Below are 21218 nucleotides of genomic sequence, written 5' to 3'. Positions count from 1 at the left end.
ATTCCGCGTTTCGGCATGGCGCTGCGATCAGTTCAGATCGGTGCCCAGGTGATCGGCCACGGCAAAGATGTCCTTGTCGCCTCGTCCGCACATGTTCATCACGATGATATGGTCGGCGGGCAGTTCCGGCGCGATCTTCATCACATGGGCAAGAGCATGAGAGGGTTCCAAAGCAGGGATGATCCCTTCCAGCGCACAGCAGATCTGGAACGCCTCCAGCGCCTCCTTGTCGGTGATGGAGACATATTGCGCGCGGCCCACATCGTGCAGCCAGGAATGTTCCGGACCGATACCCGGGTAATCCAGTCCGGCGGAAATCGAATGTCCCTCCAGGATCTGGCCGTCCTCGTCCTGAAGCAGGTAGGTCCGGTTACCGTGCAGCACTCCCGGACGTCCCCCGGTGAGAGAAGCGCAATGCTCCATCTTCAGGTCGACCCCCTTGCCGCCGGCCTCCACCCCGATGATGTTGACAGACTTGTCGTCCAGAAACGGATAGAACAGCCCCATGGCATTGGACCCGCCGCCGATGGCCGCGACCAGCGTGTCCGGCAGGCGCCCGGCGCCTTCCTGGGCCTGCAATTGTTCGCGCACTTCCTTGCCGATGATCGCCTGGAAATCGCGTACCATCGCCGGATAGGGATGTGGCCCGGCCACGGTGCCGATGCAGTAGAACGTCTCCCGCACGTTGGTCACCCAATCACGCAGTGCGTCGTTCATCGCGTCCTTCAGCGTCCCCCGCCCCGAGGTGACGGGCACGACCTCTGCGCCCAGCAGCTTCATGCGGAACACGTTGGGCTTCTGCCGCTCCACGTCATGGGCGCCCATGTAGACGACGCATTTCAGCCCGAACTTGGCGCAGACCGTTGCGGTGGCCACCCCGTGCTGTCCGGCGCCGGTTTCGGCGATGATCCGGGTCTTGCCCATGCGGCGGGCCAGGATGATCTGGCCCAGCACGTTGTTGATCTTGTGCGCGCCGGTGTGGTTCAGCTCGTCCCGCTTGAGGTAGACTTTGGCGCCGCCCAGATGTTCGGTCAGCCGCGAGGCGAAATACAGTGGGCTTGGCCGGCCCACGTAGTGGGTCCACAGGTCGTCCATCTCCGCCCAGAAGGCCGGGTCGGTCTTGGCATGTTCGTACTGCGCCTCAAGGTCGAGGATCAGCGGCATCAGCGTCTCCGAGACGAAGCGCCCGCCGAATTCGCCGAAACGGCCCTTTTCATCCGGTCCGTTCATGAAGGAATTGAAGAGATCGTCGGCCATCGCGCCCTCCGGTATCTGGGTTGTTTGTGCTTACGAAACGAAAGCCCGATTGACCATCGCCAAAATGCGCGCAGCCGCATGCGGGACGTCTGCTCGGCCCTGCGATCAGAACCGGGGCACCGGACGGGCCTGCGCTGCGGCGACGAACCTGGCGATCAGATCGGCGTCCTTCTCCCCCGGCGCGCGCTCCACGCCAGAGGACACATCGACCTGCTTCGCCCCGGTCAGGGCGATCGCCTCGGCCACGTTGTCGGGGGTCAGCCCTCCGGCCAGCATCCAGGGTCGGGTCCAGCGGCGATTGGCGATCAGCCGCCAGTCAAAGGCGACGCCGTTGCCCCCCGGCAGCGTGGCGTCGCGCGGCGGCTTGGCATCGATCAGCAATTGATCGGCCACCGCCGCATGGGCGTCCAGCGCGGGCAGATCATCGGCGCTGGCCACGCCCACGGCCTTCATCACCGGCAGGCCGGTGCGGGCCTTGACCTCGGCCACACGCTCCGGTGTCTCCGCACCGTGGAGCTGGATCATGTCCAGGGGCACGGCAGCGTTCACCGCGTCCAGAAAGGCGTTTTCGGGGTTCACCATCAGCCCGACCTTGGCCAGGCCCAGAGGGGCGTCCACAGCCAGGTCGCGGGCGGTGGCGATGTCTAGGTTGCGCGGCGATTTGGCAAAGAAGACCAGGCCGCCATAGACGGCCCCGGCGCGAGCGGCGGCGGCCACGTCCTCGGGCTGGCGCAGGCCACAGATCTTTACACGGATGTCGGGCATTGGGAGGCTCCGGGGTCGGGCCGGTCCGGGGCGGGCCGGCGGGCATGGGGGGGGGATGACGACGTCGTCTGCCCCGCCGGGGGGCGCGCGGGCGCGCGCCCGCTTCGGCCCAACGGATCGGGGCCGAAGGTTCAGGGCCGGCGGGTCAGTCCAGCAGGGCCAGAACTTCGTCCTTGCCCTGATGTTTCTCGCCTTTCAGGCGCTTGACCTCGCGTTGCAGCTTCCTGGCCTCGCCGCCGCGGCGGCGGGCCTCGGCGCGGTGCTTGTGCTCCCGCAGCCATTCCCAGAAGAACCCGATCAGAAGCCCGGCCACGATGCCGGCAAAAATCACCACGAACAGCGGCAAATTCACCGAAAGGTTGCCGCCCGCCACCCGCGCCAGCCCTTCGGGCAGCAGGTGAAGCGTCACGATCACGCGGTTGGCCAACGCGACGGCGATCAGAACCACCGCCAGGGCAGACAGGAAAGCATAGCGGATATAGCGCATCGGGGTCAGTCCTCTTTCCCGTTCAGGCGGTCGCGCAGCAGCTTGCCGGTCTTGAAGAACGGCACGAACTTCTCCTCCACCTCGACCGCCTCTCCCGTGCGGGGATTGCGGCCGGTGCGGGCGTCGCGTTTCTTGACCGAAAAGGCCCCGAAACCGCGCAGTTCCACCCGGTTGCCACTGGCCATCGCCTGGGTGATTTCGTCAAAGATCGTGTTCACGATCTTCTCGACGTCGCGTTGATAGAGATGCGGGTTCTCATCCGCAAGCTTCTGGATCAGTTCCGAACGGATCATGTCTACACTGCCTCCCCAGGCGTCCTTATCAATGTCACCAACGCGGACAACTATAGGAGGTTCCCCGCGATACGGGAACACAAAGCGCGTGACCAACGCGGGGTAAACCCGTGATTTCGGACGAATTATCCGGCCAGGCCGGTCCAATTGCCTCCCCACGGGGGCGGTGCGGGTGCCCGGCCGCCGTCGCTGCGGCGCGCTGATTCGCCGCCCACCGGCACAAGGATGCGACCCATCGCCGCCCCACCCGCGCCGCGCAATCCGGCGGCAGGTCGGTTTCGGGCGGCATTGTGTCGGCTGGACCCTGCGCGAATTTCCTGTGCTGCTAAAGCTGTGGCTGACCCGTCACTCTGCGCAAGGAGCCGTTGCAGATGAAACCCCATGTCAAAGCTCTGGTCGTCGGCGGCGGCGCTGTCGGCACCTCCATCGCCTATCATCTGGCCCGCGCCGGCTGGCAGGACGTCATGCTGCTGGAGCGGGACGAGCTGACCTCCGGTTCCACCTGGCACGCGGCGGGGCTGTTGCCGCTGTTCAACATGAGCTTCGCGACCACCCATATCCATAAATATTCCGTCGAATTCTACAAATCGCTGGAGGCCGAAACCGGCCTGAATGCGGGGTTTTCCGTGGTCGGCAACCTGCGCATGGCCCAAAGCCGCGCGCGGATGGACGAATACATGCTGTATGCCGCCACAGCGGAAACCTGCGGAGTGCCCTTCGAATGGATGACCCCGGACCAGATCGCGGCGCGCTGGCCGTTGGTGCGGACCGATGACCTGGAAGGCGCGATCTTCCACCCCACCGACGGCTACATCAACCCCGCCGACGTCACCATGGCCATGGCCAAGGGCGCGCGCCAACGCGGGGTCAGCATCGAGCGCCGCTGGCAGGTCGACGGTTACGCCTGGACCGGATCGGAATGGCGGGTGACCGTCACCCGGATGGTCGAACGCGGCGGCAACCTGGTCCCCTCGGAGGAGCAGGCCGTGATCACCGCCGAACACGTGGTGACGGCGACGGGCAACCACGCCCAGCGCACCGCCCGCCTGCTGGGGATCAAGATCCCCGCCGTCCCGGTAGAGCATCAGTTCATCGTCACCGAACCCGACCCCGCGCTGGTCGCGTATCGTGACGAGGGCGGCGCCGAACATCCCGTGCTGCGCGACGCGGATGCGAAATGGTACGTCCGCGAAGAGCGCGGCGGCTGGATTCTGGGCCCCTATGAACGCAACGCCCCGGCGCGGTTTGCCTATGGCGTGCCCGACAGTTTCCGCGCCGATCTCTTCCCGCTCGATCTCGACCGGATCGAGGCGGAGTATATGTCGATGATCCATCGCCTGCCCTCGTCGGAAACCACGGGGCTGAAGGACGATTTCAACGGGCCGATCTGCTACACTCCCGATGGCAATCCCCTGATCGGCCCCGCGCCGGGGCTGCGCAACATGTGGCTGGCCGAAGGCTTCTCCTTTGGCATCACGGCGGCGGGCGGCGCGGGGCATTACCTGGCCCAGATGATGGTCGAGGGCGAAGCCGAGATCGACATGGCCTCGCTCGACCCGAAACGCTACGGCAGCTGGATGACCACCGATTACGCGGTGACCAAGAACGAAGAGGCGTATGAACACGTCTACATCCTGCACCACCCGGACGAGGAACGCCCCGCCGCACGCCCGCTGCGCACCTCCCCCGCCTATGACCGGCAAAAGGCCCGTGGCGCCCAGTTCGGCCAGGTCAACGGCTGGGAGCGGCCGAATTACTTCGGCCCCGTCGACGCATCCGCCGGATACGACGAAGGCACCCGCAGCTTCCGCCGTGGCGGCTGGTGGGACCACGCCGTGGAGGAGGCCCGCGCCATACGCGAAGGCGTCGGCCTGATCGACGCCACCGCCTTTGCCAAACATCTGATCGAGGGGCCGGGCGCGACCGCCTTTCTAGACTGGTTTACCTGCAACCGCTTGCCCAGGGTCGGGCGCATCAACCTGACCTACGCGCTGACCGCCGCAGGAACAACCCGCACGGAATTCACCATCGTGCGGCTGTCCGAGGACCGGTATTATCTTGTCTCCGCAGGCGGTTGGCAGGCCTATGACCACGACTTCCTGGTCAAGGCCATCGCCGACAAGCGCGCCGAATTCGGTTGGATCTCCTGCCACGACGTGACCACCCAATGGGGCGTCTTCGCCATCGCAGGCCCGCGTACACGGGACGTTCTGGGCGCCGTGATCCGCGACGCCGACCCGGCCACGGCTCTGTCGAACAAACGCTTCCCCTGGCTTTCCGCCCGCCAGGTGGAACTGGGCATGTGTCCCGTCCACGCCATCCGGGTGGCCTACACCGGCGAATTGGGCTGGGAGTTGCACCATCCGATCGAGATGCAGAACTACCTGTTCGACCTGCTGGAGGAAGCCGGTCAGGCGGCGGGTCTGAAGCTGGTCGGCGCCCGCGCCCAGAACTGGCTGCGGCAGGAGAAGAGCTACCGCGCTTTCGGCACCGAACTGGGCCGCGACGCCACTCCGTTGGAGGCCGATCTGCCGCGCTTTGTCGACCTGTCGAAGGACTTTCATGGCAAGTCCGCGATGGAGGCCAAGGGCATCCGCGCCCAATGCGTCACCCTCCTGATCGACGGCCCTGCCGATGCCGATCCATGGGGTCGGGAAGCGCTCTACCATCAGGGCGACCAAGTCGGTCGCCTGACCTCCGGCGGCTATTCCGTGGCCTTCGGCAAGAGCATCGGCATGGGCTACCTGCCCCCCGCGTTGGCCCGGCCCGGCACGCGGCTGACGGTGCGGATGTTCGACCAGCTCTGGCCGGCGGAGGTGACAGAGGACAGCCCCTACGACCCTACAAATACCAGGATCCGCATCGACGGCTGAACGCCCGGTCCCATGCGATTTTGGGGCCGGCCTTGTTCCCGCGCAGGATGCGCCCGGGACGAAGCCCGCCCCGCCGATAGTCCGGCGCGATCTATTGCCTGTAGCGACTATAGCGCGGCACTGCCTATTGCCCTCCCGGCGATTGCCCCAGCGCAATGCCCTCCCGCCGGGGATCGGCGCCTCCTGTCAAACCGTCAGGACCAATGGCAATGGCATGCAGCCCGCTGTTCAGATCGCGGACCGATGTTTCGAAACCCAGGGCCTCCAGGTTCGCCGCCTGCTCCGCCGCAGGCGTGCCAGCCTCAAGGTCGAAGACGCCGAACCGGTTGACCCGATGCGGAACCGACACGGCCTGCTGAACATCCATGCCGTCGACCAGGTGCGCCAGGATTGCCTCCGCCACATAGCCGATGATCCGGCTGCCGCCCGGAGAGCCGATCACCAGCACCGGCGCGCCATCTTTCAAGACGATCGTCGGCGCCATGGACGATCTTGGCCGTTTTCCCGGTTCCACCCGGTTGGCGATGGGGACGCCATTCTGGTGCGACCGAAAGGAGAAATCGGTCAGTTGATTGTTCAGCAAGAAGCCTCCGGCCATGACCCGGCTGCCAAAGGCATTTTCCACGCTGGAGGTCATCGACAGCGCATTCCCGTAGCTGTCCACGATCGAGATATGTGTCGTCGAGGGCAGCGCCCTGCCCTCATGATCGGCCCAAAGCCAGGCATGGTCGAACTCCGGCATCCCGGGGCTGACCTCCTCCAACGCACGCGACCCTTCCAGCAAAGCTGCACGGCGTGCCAGGTAGGCGGGATCCAGCAAACCTGCCACCGGGACCGGCACGAAATCCTCATCCGCCAGGTACCGTCCCCGATCCGCAAAAGCCAAACGCGTTGCATCCCCAAGCACACGATCCGGCACCCTCCCCTCTTCAGCGTGGCCGGACACCAGGCCCAGGATCTGCGCCACGCTCACACCGCCAGAGGAGGGCGGCCCCATGCCGCAAACCTCGTACCCGATGAACGGCATGCAAACCGCCGTCCGCTCCTTCACCCGGTAGTTCGCCAGGTCAGCAGGCTGCAACAAGCCCGGCCGCGCCGCGCTGCGCACTGCGGCCACGATTTCCGCCCCGACCGCGCCACGATAGAATGCGTCAGCACCCTCATCGGCCAGGCTGCGCAGGCTGCGCGCATAGGCCGGATTTCGCAATAAGTCCCCCGCCCGTACCGCCGCGCCATCAGGCAGGAAATAGGCCGCAGTCGCCGGATGGGTGGCGAGTCGCTCCGAGTCCCGCGCAACCATCGCCCCAAGACGTTGCGAAACCGTAAACCCGTCTTCGGAAATCCTGATCGCCGGCGCAAACAGCTCCGCCCAGTCCGACCGCCCCCAGCGGCCATGCGCCGCCGCCATCAGCCCAGGCACGCCCGGCACCCCAACCGACAGGCCGCCGACCACCGCGTCGAAGAACTTCATCGGCGCGCCCTCGACCTGAAACAGCCGCGGTGTCGCCGCAGAGGGCGCCGTTTCGCGCCCGTCAAGGGTGGTGACCGTGCCGCTTGCGGCGTCATACCAGACCAGGAATGCCCCGCCGCCCAAGCCTGAGCTTTGCGGCTCCACCAGCCCCAGAACCGCCTGCGCGCTCACCATGGCATCCGCCGCCGTGCCGCCATTTTCCAGCACTTGGGCGCCTGCTTCGGCGGCCAGCGGATGGGCGACCGCGATCATCCAGCCCCTCCCCCGCACCGGCAGACCGGCAGCCTTGGCCGCCTGCGCCGCACGCAGCGCCGGATTTTCCGTCATCACGGCAACATCCGTCGACATTTCCGGCGCAAGCCCATCTGCCACCTGCTGTGCCATGACGAACTGCGCCCCGAAAATCAGCGCGAAGGCCGCGCTCAAACCTGCCTTTACCATTCGAACCTCCCTCCAGATTCAGATCAGCGTCCCACGGGTCGAAGTCAAAGGCAAAACGCATCCCTTCATAATCCGCACAGCAGAACATCACTCCGCATTTCGGAAAAAACGCGGCGTCCGGTCGCGCCAGATGGGCGTTTTTGGCCTGTCACACCCTGAACGCACCCTATATCTAACCGACGAGAGCCGAAAAACGTCGGGCGAATCCGCCCGCCGAGGAAAGGGAGACCACGCCAGATGAAGGTGCTAGTGCCTGTCAAACGCGTGATCGACTACAACGTGAAGGTCCGGGTCAAATCGGACGGCACGGGTGTTGATCTCGCCAATGTGAAAATGTCCATGAACCCCTTTGACGAAATCGCCGTCGAAGAGGCTATCCGCCTGAAAGAGGCCGGAAAGGCCGACGAGGTGGTCGCAGTCTCCATCGGGGTCAAGCAGGCGCAGGAAACACTGCGCACGGCTTTGGCGATGGGCGCCGACCGGGCGATCCTGGTCGTGGCCGCAGACGACGTTCACCAGGATATCGAACCTCTCGCGGTTGCCAAGATCCTGAAAGCCGTCATCGATGAAGAACAGCCTGGACTGGTCATCGCCGGCAAGCAGGCGATCGACAACGACATGAACGCCACGGGCCAGATGCTCGCTGCGCTGACCGGCTGGTCCCAGGCGACCTTTGCCAACACGCTGGAGATCGAGGGCGATCACGCCGTGGTCAGCCGCGAAGTCGACGGTGGCCTGCAGACCATCAAGGTTAAGATGCCTGCCATCATCACCGCTGACCTACGCCTGAACGAGCCGCGCTACGCATCGCTTCCCAATATCATGAAAGCGAAGAAAAAGCCGTTGGACCAAAAGACCGCAGAAGATTTCGGCGTGGACACCACGCCCCGCCTCGAAGTGGTCAAAACGTCGGAGCCCGCGGAGCGCCAGGCCGGCGAGATGGTGCCTGACGTGGACACCTTGGTCGCGAAGCTGAAAGAAAAGGGGATCGTGTGATGGCTGTACTTCTCCTTGCCGAAGTGAATGACGGGCAACTGGCGCTGGACGCCACTGCCAAGGCGATTTCCGCTGCCGGGAAACTGGGCGATGTGACGGTTCTGTGTACCGGGGCGACCTGTTCGGACGCCGCGGCAGAGGCCGCGAAAATCGACGGCGTGACCAAGGTTCTGTGTGCAGAGCACGACCTTTACGGCCATCGTCTGGCCGAACCCGTTGCGGCGCTGATCAACTCGCTCGCCGGGGATTATTCCCACATCGTCGCCCCTGCGACGACGGATGCCAAGAACATCCTGCCGCGGGTCGCCGCCCTGCTGGACGTGATGATCCTGACCGATGTGACCGGCGTCGTAGACGCCGACACGTTCGAGCGTCCGATCTACGCCGGCAACGCGATTCAGACTGTAAAATCCAAAGATGAAAAGAAGGTTATCACTTTCCGGACATCGACCTTCGACGCGGCCGGCACCTCTGGATCTGCTTCGGTCGACACGATCGGCGCGGCGGAAGATCCGGCGCTCTCCGAATGGGTCGAAGACAAGGTCGCAGCCAGCGATCGCCCTGAACTGACCTCAGCCGGGGTCGTTGTTTCGGGCGGACGCGGCGTCGGCTCCAAGGACGATTTCGCAATCATCGAAAAGCTGGCGGACAAGCTGGGTGCGGCCGTTGGCGCATCGCGGGCGGCTGTTGATTCGGGCTTTGCCCCGAACGATTGGCAGGTCGGCCAGACCGGCAAGGTCGTCGCGCCGGAACTCTACGTCGCTGTGGGGATTTCCGGCGCAATCCAACACCTTGCAGGGATGAAAGATTCCAAGGTCATCGTCGCGATCAACAAGGACGAGGACGCCCCGATCTTCCAGGTCGCCGACTATGGACTGGTCGCCGACCTGTTCGAAGCTGTCCCCGAGTTGACCGAAAAGCTCTGAAGCGAAAGCTGACAATAGTCAAAGTTCGAACGGGTCCGCCGAGAGCGGGCCCGTTTTTTCGTGGAATTGCGCTACTTGAGCTTAATGCACCGGCTCCCCGAACGAAACTCCACGTAGATCAGGACGCTCCATCGTCCGGTCAAGGACAGGGCGCAGGATTTGTGCAAGTTCCCAATGCGCTGCGCTCGGCAATGCATGCGCGGCAGAGACAGCCTCCTCCATCGGGAAAATCAGACCATCACAGCCCTCAGCCAGCACCTTTGGACTCGGCCGGGAAATCACGACGCTCGCTGCGCGCGGGCGAAGGGCCTGTACCATTTCATCGGTGATCCCTGTTTCATCCATCTCTTCCTTGGCCGAATCCTGCCGCTTGACCCAATTCAAAATGACGGGCGCCGCGATCGCCTCAATCAGTTCGGCCATCCTTTGGGTCCAGGCGGCCTGTACTTTCGCTTGCACAGTTTGAAAACGCACCGGGCAAAGATGGCGCAGATGTCCCATCATGTGCCGGATGAATGAAAATTCGGTAAAGTCCACTTCCGGGTAGAGCGCCCGAAGCTGCACCGTCGGCCGCAGGAACCGATCGTTCCGGCGCTTGTGGACCGTATAGTAACAGTTGCTTACCCCATGGGTGCCAGAAATCTCGACCACCACAACCGATGCGCGTGAAGCAATCCGGAGCAAATCAGGGGCCGTGAGATAGCCGTCCACCCCGCCATTCGGCATCCCGAGGTTCAACGTCGTGACCCCCGTCATCTCTTCGAGGATTCGCGGAAACGGACGTTCCACATATCGACCGAACGTGTCAGATCCACCAAGAAACACCATATACCGCCCCTCCGCGCTGCGTTTCGGGCCGCGGAAACGCGCACGCCCCGCGCCGTACTTGCATGGAGAATAGTCGAGAGCCCCGCGATCCATATTCATGTTAACATCCCACCAACCAAATCTGCATACCCGTGTTTGACAATATGGAGACGATTCCGGCCAGCAGATTGCCTGACGAATTCAGTTCAAATGCTCGAAACTTTCGGCAGGGCTTGCAGCGGGCCGCCAGCGAGTCCAAATTGCCGCCGACCAGATGAGAGGGATCCCATGACCGAGATCAACACAATCGGCGTGATCGGCGCCGGTCAGATGGGCAACGGGATTGCGCATGTCATGGCTCTTGCCGGGTATGATGTGCTGTTGACCGATGTCAGCCAGGATGCGTTGGACCGCGCCCGCCAGCTGATCGGCAAGAACCTTGACCGGCAAGTCGCGCGCGAAATGATCTCCGAAACGGATCGCGATGCCGCCCTGTCACGCATTTCGGCGACTTTGAAATTGTCGGATCTCGGGACATCCGATCTGGTGATCGAAGCGGCGACCGAGCGGGAAACCGTCAAACAAGCGATTTTCGATGAATTGTTGCCGCATCTGAAGCCGGAAACGATCCTGACCTCGAACACCTCCTCCATCTCCATCACGCGCCTCGCGTCCCGCACAGATCGGCCGGAAAAATTCATGGGTTTCCATTTCATGAACCCGGTGCCGGTAATGCAGCTGGTAGAGTTGATCCGCGGCATTGCCACCGACGGCGACACCTATGACGCCTGTCTTGGCGTGGTGGAGAAGATCGGCAAGACGGCTGCCAGCGCCGAAGACTTCCCGGCCTTTATCGTCAACCGGATTCTCATGCCGATGATCAACGAGGCGGTTTACACCCTTTATGAAGGGGTCGGAAACGTCAAATCCATCGACGAATCGATGAAGTTGGGCGCCAACCACCCGATGGGACCGCTGGAACTGGCCGATTTCATCGGGTTGGACACCTGCCTCGCCATCATGAATGTGCTGCATGACGGTCTGGCCGATACCAAGTACCGCCCCTGCCCCCTGCTGACAAAATACGTGGAGGCCGGCTGGCTGGGCCGCAAGACCAAACGCGGTTTCTACGATTATCGCGGTGACGCGCCGGTTCCGACGCGCTGACCAAACTATTGTCCAGGAGGTGTTAAGAACGTCTTAACACGCGCGCGAAACCGGGAGACATTTGCCGAATTTGGCTATCCCGGTTCTGCGTCGGGCGCGGTCAGCTCCAATTTTGCGGGCGCAGCGCGCAGGTCGCTGGCATCAAGCGCGCGTTCGGGGCGCGACATCCGGTTGCGCACCACCCAATGCAGCCGCTGTTCCGCGCGGGTCACCGCCACATAGGCCAATCGTTTCCAAAGCGGTTGTCCCGCCTCCATCCGGCCCATACGAAAGGCGGCGAAAATATCCGGCGCAAAAACCTGAACATCCGGCCATTGGGACCCTTGGGCCTTGTGAATTGTCACCGCGGCGCCATGCAGAAACGTGGCCCCCATGCCGGCGGCGAAGGGAATGAAAGGCTCCTCTTCGCCGGGCTTTTCGATCTTGACGATGGAAGCGGCGGAAACCTGCGGATTCTCCGCGCCGACCAGGTGGAGGCGCGAAAATCCCGGCTTCGACCCCGGCCCGAGATAGACGGCCTGTGCACCCTTGATCAAGCCACGCGCCTCCAGATCCAGTCGCTTTTTCCGGTGCTTCAGCGGCAGTTCGATCCCGTCGCAGACAAGGGGCTCGCCAGGTAACAATTCCGTTTCCGGCGCATCGTGGACCGCTCTGAAGGCATTGATCAGGCGGATACGCGTGGCGTTGCGCCAGACCAGTACAGGCGATCGGGCCATCAGGTCGACTTCGACACGCTGCGACCATCGGACCCTGTCATCCGTCTTGGCGGCCTGCTCAACCATTTGTTCAAAACGGTAGAAATCGACTTCAGGATCAGCCAGCGCATGGGCAAGGTCCAGGATCGGATTGTCCGCCTCCTGTCTGTGGATACGGCTAAGTTCCAGCCGGGCGGGGGCCGGCAGGTCGTCAAACACCATCTTGCCGGATTGCCCGACGGGCGCCAATTGCGCGGGATCGCCGAACAGGACCAGGGTCGGGAAAATCTCCCTGAGGTCATCCAGCTGTTTCTCGTCCAGCATCGAGGATTCATCGATGAAGCCCAGATCGAGCGGATCGTCACGACGTTTCCAGCCAGTAATAAAATCTGATCCCCGCAAGCCGGCCGCGGCCAATGCACCGGGAACCGACTTGTTGTTGACGTAGAAGGCTTCCGCTCTGTCGAGAGCCGCCTCCGTCAGCCCGTCGATCTCGGGTCGCTCACCGTTGCCCGCGAGCCATTCGGCGATCTTTTCGTATTCCGGATGATAGACAGGGGTATAGAGCACTCGATGGATGGTCGTTGCCGCGACCCCCCGCAGACGCAAGACGCTGGCCGCTTTATTCGTGGGCGCCAGAATGGCGAGGCTCCTGCTTTCACGCGTTTTTCGGGGTTCGTAATCACCCGAAACAACCCGTACGCCAGCCGCCTCGCACGCATCTGTGAGCGCAGACAACAGCATGGTTTTGCCTGACCCGGCCTTGCCGGTGACAGCCAGAACCTGCCCGCCGTTACCGCGCGCAGGCCGCGTGCGCGAATTGGCAAGATCCACCCCCGCAGAATGCAGGATTTCGGAGACCCGATCGAAAGCGACAGCCTGATCATCGGAGAATGTGAGGGCGGGCAAGGACATGGCGCGACGCTACTATCTGGCGAAGCCAAGCGCCAGCACCGGCATTGCGCCCCGCCACTTGCCCGCCTTCTTTAATGTATCAGCAGTCGCGGCGATGCCTCACCATCTGCTGATTGCCCGCCACTGCGCCCGCATTCCGCGAGAGCAGACCGGCTGGCCTGTTCAATCTGCACGGCGGTCAGGGTCATACCCCGTGCCTCCGCCGCGCGGGCGATATCCTTGAGTACGGCAACAATCCAATCTTGCCTCATATCAGCGCCTTTCGTCTTGTCACCCCCGTTCGGCCCGAACAGCGGGCCGACGACTCACAGATGCGAGTCGCCGGCCATTCTTGCGCGAAATCTCTAACGGAAGGTTATCAGCGCCCGGCTTCCAGCACATCTTCGACCGTGCGAAGGCCGGTTTTCGGCGATTGCACCAGCACCGCCATATTCCCCGGTTTATGCTCGTTCCGCATCATCTTCATATGGGCGAGCGGAATTTCGGCCCAGGGGAAGACCTCGGACATACAGGGGTCGATGCGGCGCTCCACCATCAGCTTGTTTGCGGATGCCGCCTGTTTGAGGTGGGCGAAGTGCGACCCCTGAAGACGCTTCTGATGCATCCACATGTAACGCACATCGAAGGTGCAGTTGAACCCTGAGGTCCCGGCGCAGATCACGACCATACCGCCTTTTTTGCAGACAAAGGTCGAGACCGGGAAGGTCGCTTCCCCCGGATGCTCGAAAACGATGTCGACGTTGTTGCCCTTGCCGGTAATCTCCCAGATCGCCTTGCCGAACTTGCGCACTTCCTTGAACCATTCGGCATATTCGGGTGTGTTCACCGTTGGCAATTGGCCCCAGCAGTTGAAATCGCGCCGGTTGATGACGCCCTTGGCGCCCAGGCCCATGACGAAATCACGCTTGCTCTCATCGGAGATCACGCCGATCGCATTGCCCCCTGCCGCGTTGATCAACTGAATGGCAAAGGAGCCGAGGCCGCCGGATGCGCCCCAGACCAGGACATTCTGACCGGGCTTCAGCTCATGCGGGTGATGGCCGAACAGCATCCGATAGGCCGTCGCCAGTGTCAGTGTGTAGCAGGCGGATTCTTCCCAGGTCAGGTGCCGCGGTCGGGGCAGAAGCTGCTGTGCCTGAACGCGGGTGAACTGGGCGAACGACCCGTCCGGGGTTTCGTAGCCCCAGATCCGCTGGCTGGGAGAATACATAGGGTCCCCGCCGTTGCATTCCTCGTCATCGCCATCGTCCTGATTGCAGTGTATCACGACCTCGTCGCCGACTTTCCACGATTTCACGCGATCCCCGACCGCCCAGACGATCCCCGACGCATCCGATCCCGCGATGTGGTAATCTGCGTTGTGCCCGTCAAAAGGTGAAATCGGCACGCCGAGGCCCGCCCAGACGCCGTTGTAGTTCACACCGGCAGCCATGACGAGCACCAGCACCTCGTGACTGTCCAGCTTGGGCGTATCAACGACCTCGACCTCAAAGCTCCGGTCAGGATCGCCATGCCGCTCTCTCCGGATGGCCCAGGCGTACATCTGCGCGGGCACATGTCCCAACGGTGGCATTTCACCGACTTCGTAAAGGTCTTTCTCGGGGGCATCGTAGGGCGCGATGCCTGTTTCTGTATCCAACGCCATGGCGGCCTCCTGTGAACACGATGCCGCAACGCAGAATCGCGGCGACTGCCCACCAGATACTAACCGTCACGCAAGATTGCAATCCAACAACTTACAATTTTGTAACTTTATGTCTCTCCCGTCGTCTGCCTCATGCGTTGTTTTCGCCATTTTTCAGGGACTTCAGGGGCAATAGCCCTATCTAGCGCCCGAAACCTACCTGTCGGATGCTGCCGACGAAGCAAACCTTCGTCAGCGCAAACAACGCCGCGTTGCGGCGAATTGACATCGGTACATTCTTTCCTGTACCTACAAGAACGCGCAATTAAGTTGCGTATTCGATTCAGATTGTGAGGCCTGCCATGACAGAGACCCAGAAAGACCGCCCCTGGCTCTTCCGTACCTATTCCGGCCATTCCACGGCGCAGGCTTCCAACGCTCTCTACAGGTCAAACCTTACCAAAGGGCAAACAGGATTGTCCGTGGCCTTCGATCTGCCCACGCAGACGGGGTATGACAGCGATCACGTCCTGGCCCGGGGCGAAGTGGGCAAGGTCGGCGTGCCCATCAGCCACCTGGGAGACATGCGCACCTTGTTCGACCAGATCCCGCTGGCGGACATGAATACCTCGATGACCATCAACGCCACGGCGCCCTGGCTGCTGGCGCTTTACATCGCGGTGGCAGAGGAGCAGGGCGCGGACCGAAAGACGCTGCAAGGCACGGTGCAGAACGATCTTGTTAAGGAGTATTTAAGCCGCGGCACGTATATCTGCCCGCCGAAACCGTCGTTGAAGATGATCGCCGATGTCGCGGAATATTGTTACCGGGAGGTTCCCAAATGGAACCCGATGAATGTCTGTTCCTACCACCTGCAGGAGGCCGGCGCCACGCCGGAGCAGGAGCTTGCCTATGCCCTTGCGACCGGGATCGCTGTTCTGGACGAGCTGAAGCCGCGCGTGCCCGCGGAAGATTTTCCCCGCGTCGTCGGGCGCATCTCCTTTTTCGTGAACGCCGGCATCCGCTTCGTTACCGAGATGTGCAAAATGCGCGCCTTCGTGGATCTGTGGGACGAAATCTGCCAAGATCGCTACGGCGTGGAGGATCCGAAATACCGCCGTTTTCGATACGGTGTGCAGGTCAATTCTCTGGGCCTGACGGAACAGCAACCCGAAAACAACGTCTACCGTATCCTGATCGAGATGCTGGCCGTTACCCTGTCCAAGAACGCCCGTGCCCGCGCCGTACAGCTGCCGGCCTGGAACGAGGCTCTGGGCCTGCCCCGCCCCTGGGACCAGCAATGGTCGCTGCGGATGCAACAGATCATGGCCTATGAGACGGATCTGCTGGAATATGACGACCTGTTCGATGGCAACCCCGCCGTGGATGCCAAAGTCGCCGCGCTCAAGGATGGCGCACGGGCCGAACTCGCCAACCTTGACGGCATGGGGGGAGCGGTGAAGGCAATTGACTACATGAAATCCCGCCTGGTCGATTCCAATGCCGAGCGCTTCAACCGGATCGAGACGAAGGAAACCATCGTCGTTGGCGTGAATGCCTGGACACAGGCCGAACCCTCCCCGCTGATGGGCGAGGACGGCGGCATCATGACCGTCGATCCTGCGGTGGAGGCGGAACAGATCGCCCGTATCGAAAGCTGGCGCGCGGAACGAGATGACGCAGCGGTGCAGTCCGCTCTCGCCACCCTGCGCGAGGCAGCCACGAATGGCGACAACATCATGCCGGCCTCCATCGCGGCGGCGCGCGCCGGCGTCACAACAGGGGAATGGGCCGCTCAGATGCGCGCGGTGCATGGGGAATACCGCGGACCCACGGGCGTCGCGAGCTCCCCCTCCAACCGCACGGAAGGGCTGGACGATATCCGAAACGCGGTCGATGCGGTTTCCGACAAATTGGGCCGGCGGCTGAAGTTCATCATCGGGAAACCCGGGCTGGACGGTCATTCGAATGGTGCTGAGCAGATCGCCGTCCGAGCACGCGATTGCGGCATGGACATCAGCTACGAAGGCATCCGCCTGACGCCTGCGGAAATCGTCACCCGTGCAGGAGAAGAGGACGCCCATGTGATCGGTCTTTCGATCCTCTCCGGTTCCCATATGCCCTTGGTCGAGGAGACGATGACCCGCCTGCACGCGGCCGGGTTGAGCCACCTGCCGGTGGTGGTCGGCGGTATCATCCCCGAAGAGGACGCCAATCGCCTGCGTGCCCTGGGTGTTGCCCGCGTCTACACTCCGAAGGATTTCGAACTGAACACGATCATGACCGATGTGGTGGCGCTTGTTGACCCCACGACCGTGGCGGCGCAGTAGCCTTTGCGACACCGCATACCCGGCCCCCGTGGACAACACCTTGCTCAACCTCGATACTCGGGCGCAGCGCAAACCAGAGGTGCATCATGACCATCCATATCGGGGCCGAGCCTGGCCAGATCGCCGAAACCGTTCTGCTTCCCGGCGATCCCTACCGCGCCCGCTGGGCGGCAGAAACCTTTCTGGAAGCACCGGAACTGATAAACGAAGTACGTGGGATGCTGGGCTATACCGGCACCTGGAACGGGCACCGCGTGACCATTCATGGATCCGGCATGGGGATGCCTTCCCTGTCGATCTACGTAAATGAGCTGATCCGCGATTATGGGGCCAAGACGCTGATTCGTATCGGTTCCTGCGGCGCGATGCAGGAAAAGGTCAAACTGCGCGATATTATCCTGGCGATGACCGCGACGACCTTGTCCACCCCATCGCGCGGGATCTTCGGGGACATGAATTTCGCGCCCTGCGCCGATTACACCTTGCTGCGAGCCGCCGACGACGCAGCACGGGCCAAGGGGGTGACGACCCATGCAGGCGGCATCTACTCCGCCGATGTCTTTTATGACGAGCGCCCCGACCTGAACGAACAGATGACCCGTCACGGGATACTGGGCGTGGAGATGGAAGCGGCTGAACTCTACAACCTCGCTGCGCGCCACGGCTGCCGCGCCCTGGCTGTCCTGACCGTATCCGACCATCTTCTGACCCACGAGGCACTACCCTCGGAGGAGCGCGAACGCTCCTTCGGAGATATGGTCGAAGTCGCGCTTGAGGCGGCTTTTTCCTGACCGCGCCTGCCTGCGCGCCTACGCCCCATGGCTACGGGAATAGGCGTTGCGGGGCGGAGAGACCCAATGGTGCAGCGTCCCCTCGGTCGGGGCGAAAACCTCGACCAACAAGGGGTAGCAGAGCGCCGTGTCCGATGAATGTTCCGATCCGCAATCACCACCGGGACAGGCCGACAACGCCCCCAGAAGATCGATTTCTGCAAAAAATTCGAGGTAATCTCCCGGCCTCACCGGGCTGGCCTTCATGAAGTATTGACCCGAATCACGCGTAAATCCGGTGCACATGAAGACGTTCAGCACGTCGTGTACATGTAGCTCAGCCTCCGCCAGGGACATTCCCGTCTCTGCGGCCAGGGCGCGGGTCAGATTGGAATGACAGCAATGGTGATACTCTCCCCCCGACAACAGGCGATGGGTATAGGGATCGCAGCGCGTGCCGATCACGTCATGCACCCTGCCGCCAAATTCGTCCACGCCGTACCACGCCAGTGTATCCGCGATCAGCGTCGCCATCGGCCGCAGGTTCGGCAGGTTGCTCCACATCCGGTGCCCGCGGGTAAGATGGGTGCCATGCAACGCGCGCGATTTTCCGGAGAAGAACCGCTCATCCAGATCCCTGGCGTTCCACAGGTTCAGATCGCCGACCTGGGGTCCCTCCACCGATGTGATCCGAAAGAAATGTCCTTGCGGCACTCGAAACGTCGCGGCATCACGGGGCGGCACGCGGATTTCCCCGACCTTCGCCGCACCGGTTCGGGCGGCGTCATACAGCGCCAGATCAGGCGCCGGCAGCGTTTCCACCGGGTAGCATATGACAGGGGGGATGGCACGGCGGGTCTGGGCGTCTTTGGGTTCCATGACGAGAAGACTATTCCCCACACCCGGCTGTGCAACCACGAAAGGACAAGCGCGGTGTGGGTGCGTCACATCACCGGAATGCGCATTGAGACCCGCGCCGGAACATAGTCTAGTCGCCGGGAAACGACATGACAGGAGTGATAGGTCGATATGCCCCAGGACAGCTATACCCCCCCCGAGGTCTGGACATGGAACCAGGAGAACGGTGGCCGCTTCGCCAGCATCAACCGCCCCGTCTCCGGCGCGCTTCAGGACAAGGATCTGCAAGTCGGGAAACATCCCTTCCAGCTCTATTCCCTGGCCACGCCCAATGGACAGAAGATCACCATCATGTTCGAGGAACTGCTGGCCGCCGGCCATGCGGATGCCGAGTATGACGCCTGGCTGATCAACATCGGCGAGGGAGATCAATTCGATAGCGGCTTCGTCGAGGTCAACCCGAACTCCAAGATCCCCGCGCTCTGGGACCGCTCTGGCCCGGAACCGGTACGGGTGTTCGAATCCGGCGCCATCCTGATGCACCTGGCGGAGAAATTCGGGGCCTTCCTGCCGAAATCCGGCCCTGAACGGACAGAGGCGCTGAATTGGTTGTTCTGGCTGCAAGGCTCGGCGCCCTACCTGGGCGGCGGCTTCGGGCATTTCTACGCCTACGCCCCGGAACGGTGGCAATACCCGATCGACCGCTTCGCCATGGAGGTGAAACGGCAGTTGGACGTTCTGGACAAGCGCCTGGCGGAGGTCGAGTATCTGGGCGGGGCACAATACACGATCGCCGACATGGCGACCTGGCCCTGGTATGGCAACCTTGTACTGGGCCGCGCCTACGAGGCCGGCACCTTCCTGGATGTCGACAGCTACAAGAATGTGCAGCGCTGGACCCGTCAGATCCAGGACCGCCCGGCCGTGAAGCGGGGCATCATGGTCAACCGTGTCAGTGGCGACCCGGCCCGGCAATTGCACGAACGCCATGATGCCGGCGACTTCGAGACCCGCACCCAGGACAAGCTGAGCGGCAAAGGCTGAGCGTCCAATGAAAAGGGGCGCGGACCCGCCGCGCCCCTTCCGGGCAACATGCCTTGCCGATCCTCGCGATCCGGTCAGATAACGGCCACATCCAGCGGCGGGAAGCCGTTGAACCCCACCGATGCATAGGTGGAGGTATAGGCCCCGCAATTGCGGATCAGGAACCGGTCGCCGGACCGCAAGCCGAGGGGCAGTTCCACCGGGCGCTTCTCGTACAGGACGTCGGCCGAATCACAGGACGGGCCGGCCAGAATGCAGGGGCCGAAATCCTCGTGATCGCGATCGGTGATGAACTGGTAGCGGATCGCCTCGTCCATGGTTTCGGCCAGGCCAGAGAACTTGCCGATATCCAGATAGACCCAGCGATGCAGATCATCGTCGGATTTCCGGGACACCAGCAGCACTTCGGCCGTGATCATCCCGGCTTCTGCCACCAGCCCGCGGCCCGGCTCGGCCATCACGTGGGGGACATCGCCGAAACGCTCGGCGATCAGTTCCATCACGTGGCGCGCATACGGGGTCGGTCCTTCGATTTCTTCGCCGTAATAGGCGGGGAAACCGCCTCCGATGTTCAGCAGGGTCAGGTCATGGCCGGCAGCGCGAGCAGCGTGCCAAACGGCGGCGATCTGGTCCAGCGTCGTGGTCCACATGGTGGCACGCTTGGTCTGCGACCCGACGTGAAAGGAGAACCCCACCGGGGAAAGGCCCAGGCTCCGGGCCATGTCCAGCAGGCCGATCGCCTTGTCACGGGCACAGCCAAACTTGCGTGACAGCGGCCAATCAGCTTCGGAGGCATCCACGATCAAGCGGATGTAGACCTCGGCGCCCGGGGCATGTTCTGCAATCTTTTCAAGCTCTTCTTCCGCGTCTGCGGCGAAAAGGGTGACGCCTGCGTTGAACGCGAACTCGATGTCGCGCACCTTCTTTACCGTGTTGCCAAAGGAGATATCCTCCGGCGCCGCGCCGAGAGAGAGGCACAGCTCAACCTCTGCACGGGAGGCCGCGTCGAAGCCGGAGCCAAGTTTGACCAGTCGCTCGATGATTTCGCGCTGCGGATTCGCCTTCACGGCGTAGTGCACACGGGCACGGCCCAGACCGGATTTCAGCGCGTGATATTGCTCTTCCACACGATCCACGTCCAACACCAGCGTCGGGCGGTCGAAGTGGTTCTTGCGAATGAAATCTTCCACACGGGAAGCACGGGACACAGAGGATCGGGCCGAGAAATCGGCTACGTATGCGTTCATGGTCATCTCCAATAGACCCGGCCATATATGACCGCTCAGTTCCAAGGGAGACGTTACCGTCGCTACGTAACCGCAGGGGATATGGACTTACCCCTCTCGCCAGAGGCGCGTGCGTTGGCGTCTGTATGTGAGGGCGCATATCGGGCCAAATGACGAGTCGTTCAAGCGGTTTCTTATCCCTTGGGAGGATTTTTTCGTTCCACCGACCAGTGATGCGGCTAGGCCACGCACGATGTTCAGACATGAAAAGCC

The 21218-nt window shown here is 62.7% G+C and carries 17 protein-coding genes; 7 read left to right on the top strand and 10 right to left on the bottom strand.

Annotation, left to right across the window (positions count from 1 at the left end; translation table 11 throughout):
- Positions 1 to 27 precede the first annotated feature (27 nt).
- From trpB to ihfB, 4 genes are all read right to left on the bottom strand, one after another.
- Complete coding sequence (trpB, locus tag G5A46_RS08805) at positions 28 to 1257, bottom strand: tryptophan synthase subunit beta (protein ID WP_163849044.1); 1230 nt, start codon at positions 1255 to 1257, stop codon at positions 28 to 30.
- A 105-nt stretch (positions 1258 to 1362) separates the two neighbouring features.
- The gene (locus G5A46_RS08800; protein ID WP_163849043.1) at positions 1363 to 2022 is read right to left on the bottom strand and encodes a phosphoribosylanthranilate isomerase; all 660 of its coding nucleotides are present in this window, start codon (positions 2020 to 2022) and stop codon (positions 1363 to 1365) included.
- Positions 2023 to 2167: 145 nt separating this feature from the next.
- Positions 2168 to 2509 carry a lipopolysaccharide assembly protein LapA domain-containing protein gene (locus G5A46_RS08795; RefSeq protein WP_163849042.1) on the bottom strand — a complete coding sequence of 114 codons (342 nt, stop codon included), beginning with the start codon at positions 2507 to 2509 and terminating at the stop codon, positions 2168 to 2170.
- 5 nt (positions 2510 to 2514) lie between these two features.
- Positions 2515 to 2802, bottom strand: a complete 288-nt coding sequence (ihfB, locus tag G5A46_RS08790; RefSeq protein ID WP_163849041.1) for an integration host factor subunit beta — start codon at positions 2800 to 2802, stop codon at positions 2515 to 2517.
- Positions 2803 to 3173: 371 nt separating this feature from the next.
- On the opposite strand from ihfB, the gene G5A46_RS08785 reads away from it, so the two are divergent.
- Positions 3174 to 5675: a GcvT family protein gene (locus G5A46_RS08785; protein ID WP_163849040.1), complete on the top strand. Its 2502-nt coding sequence runs from the start codon at positions 3174 to 3176 to the stop codon at positions 5673 to 5675.
- Positions 5676 to 5799: 124 nt separating this feature from the next.
- Here G5A46_RS08785 and ggt read toward each other — a convergent pair whose 3' ends face one another.
- Complete coding sequence (gene ggt / locus G5A46_RS08780; RefSeq protein WP_163849039.1) at positions 5800 to 7587, bottom strand: gamma-glutamyltransferase; 1788 nt, start codon at positions 7585 to 7587, stop codon at positions 5800 to 5802.
- A gap of 237 nt (positions 7588 to 7824) precedes the next feature.
- On the opposite strand from ggt, the gene G5A46_RS08775 reads away from it, so the two are divergent.
- Both G5A46_RS08775 and G5A46_RS08770 read left to right on the top strand, forming a co-directional pair.
- Positions 7825 to 8583: an electron transfer flavoprotein subunit beta/FixA family protein gene (locus G5A46_RS08775; protein WP_163849038.1), complete on the top strand. Its 759-nt coding sequence runs from the start codon at positions 7825 to 7827 to the stop codon at positions 8581 to 8583.
- On the top strand, positions 8583 to 9509 hold the full coding sequence (locus tag G5A46_RS08770) for an electron transfer flavoprotein subunit alpha/FixB family protein (protein WP_163849037.1): 927 nt from the start codon (positions 8583 to 8585) through the stop codon (positions 9507 to 9509). Before G5A46_RS08775 ends, G5A46_RS08770 begins: the two co-directional genes overlap by 1 nt.
- A gap of 81 nt (positions 9510 to 9590) precedes the next feature.
- Here G5A46_RS08770 and G5A46_RS08765 read toward each other — a convergent pair whose 3' ends face one another.
- Complete coding sequence (locus G5A46_RS08765; protein ID WP_163849036.1) at positions 9591 to 10436, bottom strand: DUF6473 family protein; 846 nt, start codon at positions 10434 to 10436, stop codon at positions 9591 to 9593.
- A gap of 168 nt (positions 10437 to 10604) precedes the next feature.
- On the opposite strand from G5A46_RS08765, the gene G5A46_RS08760 reads away from it, so the two are divergent.
- A complete protein-coding gene (locus G5A46_RS08760; RefSeq protein WP_163849035.1) occupies positions 10605 to 11483 on the top strand; it encodes a 3-hydroxybutyryl-CoA dehydrogenase in 879 nt (292 codons plus the stop codon).
- A gap of 74 nt (positions 11484 to 11557) precedes the next feature.
- Here the strand turns inward: G5A46_RS08760 and G5A46_RS08755 are convergent, their stop codons facing one another.
- Together G5A46_RS08755 and ccrA are read right to left on the bottom strand one after the other, a co-directional pair.
- Complete coding sequence (locus G5A46_RS08755; RefSeq protein ID WP_163849034.1) at positions 11558 to 13093, bottom strand: ATP-dependent DNA helicase; 1536 nt, start codon at positions 13091 to 13093, stop codon at positions 11558 to 11560.
- Positions 13094 to 13451: 358 nt separating this feature from the next.
- Positions 13452 to 14738 carry a crotonyl-CoA carboxylase/reductase gene (ccrA, locus tag G5A46_RS08750; RefSeq protein WP_163849033.1) on the bottom strand — a complete coding sequence of 429 codons (1287 nt, stop codon included), beginning with the start codon at positions 14736 to 14738 and terminating at the stop codon, positions 13452 to 13454.
- A gap of 341 nt (positions 14739 to 15079) precedes the next feature.
- On the opposite strand from ccrA, the gene G5A46_RS08745 reads away from it, so the two are divergent.
- Together G5A46_RS08745 and deoD are read left to right on the top strand one after the other, a co-directional pair.
- A complete protein-coding gene (locus G5A46_RS08745; protein ID WP_163849032.1) occupies positions 15080 to 17047 on the top strand; it encodes a protein meaA in 1968 nt (655 codons plus the stop codon).
- 86 nt (positions 17048 to 17133) lie between these two features.
- A complete protein-coding gene (gene deoD / locus G5A46_RS08740) occupies positions 17134 to 17838 on the top strand; it encodes a purine-nucleoside phosphorylase (protein WP_163849031.1) in 705 nt (234 codons plus the stop codon).
- 18 nt (positions 17839 to 17856) lie between these two features.
- Here deoD and G5A46_RS08735 read toward each other — a convergent pair whose 3' ends face one another.
- Positions 17857 to 18696 (bottom strand): urea carboxylase-associated family protein, encoded by an 840-nt coding sequence (locus G5A46_RS08735; protein WP_163849030.1) that lies wholly within the window; start codon positions 18694 to 18696, stop codon positions 17857 to 17859.
- 150 nt (positions 18697 to 18846) lie between these two features.
- On the opposite strand from G5A46_RS08735, the gene yghU reads away from it, so the two are divergent.
- Positions 18847 to 19719: a glutathione-dependent disulfide-bond oxidoreductase gene (yghU, locus tag G5A46_RS08730; protein ID WP_163849029.1), complete on the top strand. Its 873-nt coding sequence runs from the start codon at positions 18847 to 18849 to the stop codon at positions 19717 to 19719.
- Between the two features lie 74 nt (positions 19720 to 19793).
- Here the strand turns inward: yghU and G5A46_RS08725 are convergent, their stop codons facing one another.
- Entirely contained in the window at positions 19794 to 20966 is a 1173-nt protein-coding gene (locus G5A46_RS08725) for a type III PLP-dependent enzyme (protein ID WP_204318715.1), read from the bottom strand.
- Between the last annotated feature and the right edge of the window lie 252 nt (positions 20967 to 21218).

This window comes from Pseudooceanicola aestuarii, assembly GCF_010614805.1.
GTDB classification, from domain to species: Bacteria; Pseudomonadota; Alphaproteobacteria; order Rhodobacterales; family Rhodobacteraceae; genus Pseudooceanicola; species Pseudooceanicola aestuarii.
Note: the sequence above shows the minus strand (reverse complement) of the source record. Positions and strands in the feature narration are given on the sequence as shown.

Coding starts and splice junctions, on each gene's coding strand:
- deoD (WP_163849031.1), top strand. CDS start 17,134: ATGACCATCCATATCGGGGCCGAGCCTGGCCAGATCGCCGAAACCGTT.
- ihfB (WP_163849041.1), bottom strand. CDS start 2,802: ATGATCCGTTCGGAACTGATCCAGAAGCTTGCGGATGAGAACCCGCAT.
- G5A46_RS08775 (WP_163849038.1), top strand. CDS start 7,825: ATGAAGGTGCTAGTGCCTGTCAAACGCGTGATCGACTACAACGTGAAG.
- G5A46_RS08735 (WP_163849030.1), bottom strand. CDS start 18,696: ATGGAACCCAAAGACGCCCAGACCCGCCGTGCCATCCCCCCTGTCATA.
- G5A46_RS08785 (WP_163849040.1), top strand. CDS start 3,174: ATGAAACCCCATGTCAAAGCTCTGGTCGTCGGCGGCGGCGCTGTCGGC.
- G5A46_RS08765 (WP_163849036.1), bottom strand. CDS start 10,436: ATGAATATGGATCGCGGGGCTCTCGACTATTCTCCATGCAAGTACGGC.
- G5A46_RS08755 (WP_163849034.1), bottom strand. CDS start 13,093: ATGTCCTTGCCCGCCCTCACATTCTCCGATGATCAGGCTGTCGCTTTC.
- ccrA (WP_163849033.1), bottom strand. CDS start 14,738: ATGGCGTTGGATACAGAAACAGGCATCGCGCCCTACGATGCCCCCGAG.
- yghU (WP_163849029.1), top strand. CDS start 18,847: ATGCCCCAGGACAGCTATACCCCCCCCGAGGTCTGGACATGGAACCAG.
- ggt (WP_163849039.1), bottom strand. CDS start 7,587: ATGGTAAAGGCAGGTTTGAGCGCGGCCTTCGCGCTGATTTTCGGGGCG.
- G5A46_RS08760 (WP_163849035.1), top strand. CDS start 10,605: ATGACCGAGATCAACACAATCGGCGTGATCGGCGCCGGTCAGATGGGC.
- G5A46_RS08745 (WP_163849032.1), top strand. CDS start 15,080: ATGACAGAGACCCAGAAAGACCGCCCCTGGCTCTTCCGTACCTATTCC.
- trpB (WP_163849044.1), bottom strand. CDS start 1,257: ATGGCCGACGATCTCTTCAATTCCTTCATGAACGGACCGGATGAAAAG.
- G5A46_RS08770 (WP_163849037.1), top strand. CDS start 8,583: ATGGCTGTACTTCTCCTTGCCGAAGTGAATGACGGGCAACTGGCGCTG.
- G5A46_RS08725 (WP_204318715.1), bottom strand. CDS start 20,966: ATGAACGCATACGTAGCCGATTTCTCGGCCCGATCCTCTGTGTCCCGT.
- G5A46_RS08795 (WP_163849042.1), bottom strand. CDS start 2,509: ATGCGCTATATCCGCTATGCTTTCCTGTCTGCCCTGGCGGTGGTTCTG.
- G5A46_RS08800 (WP_163849043.1), bottom strand. CDS start 2,022: ATGCCCGACATCCGTGTAAAGATCTGTGGCCTGCGCCAGCCCGAGGAC.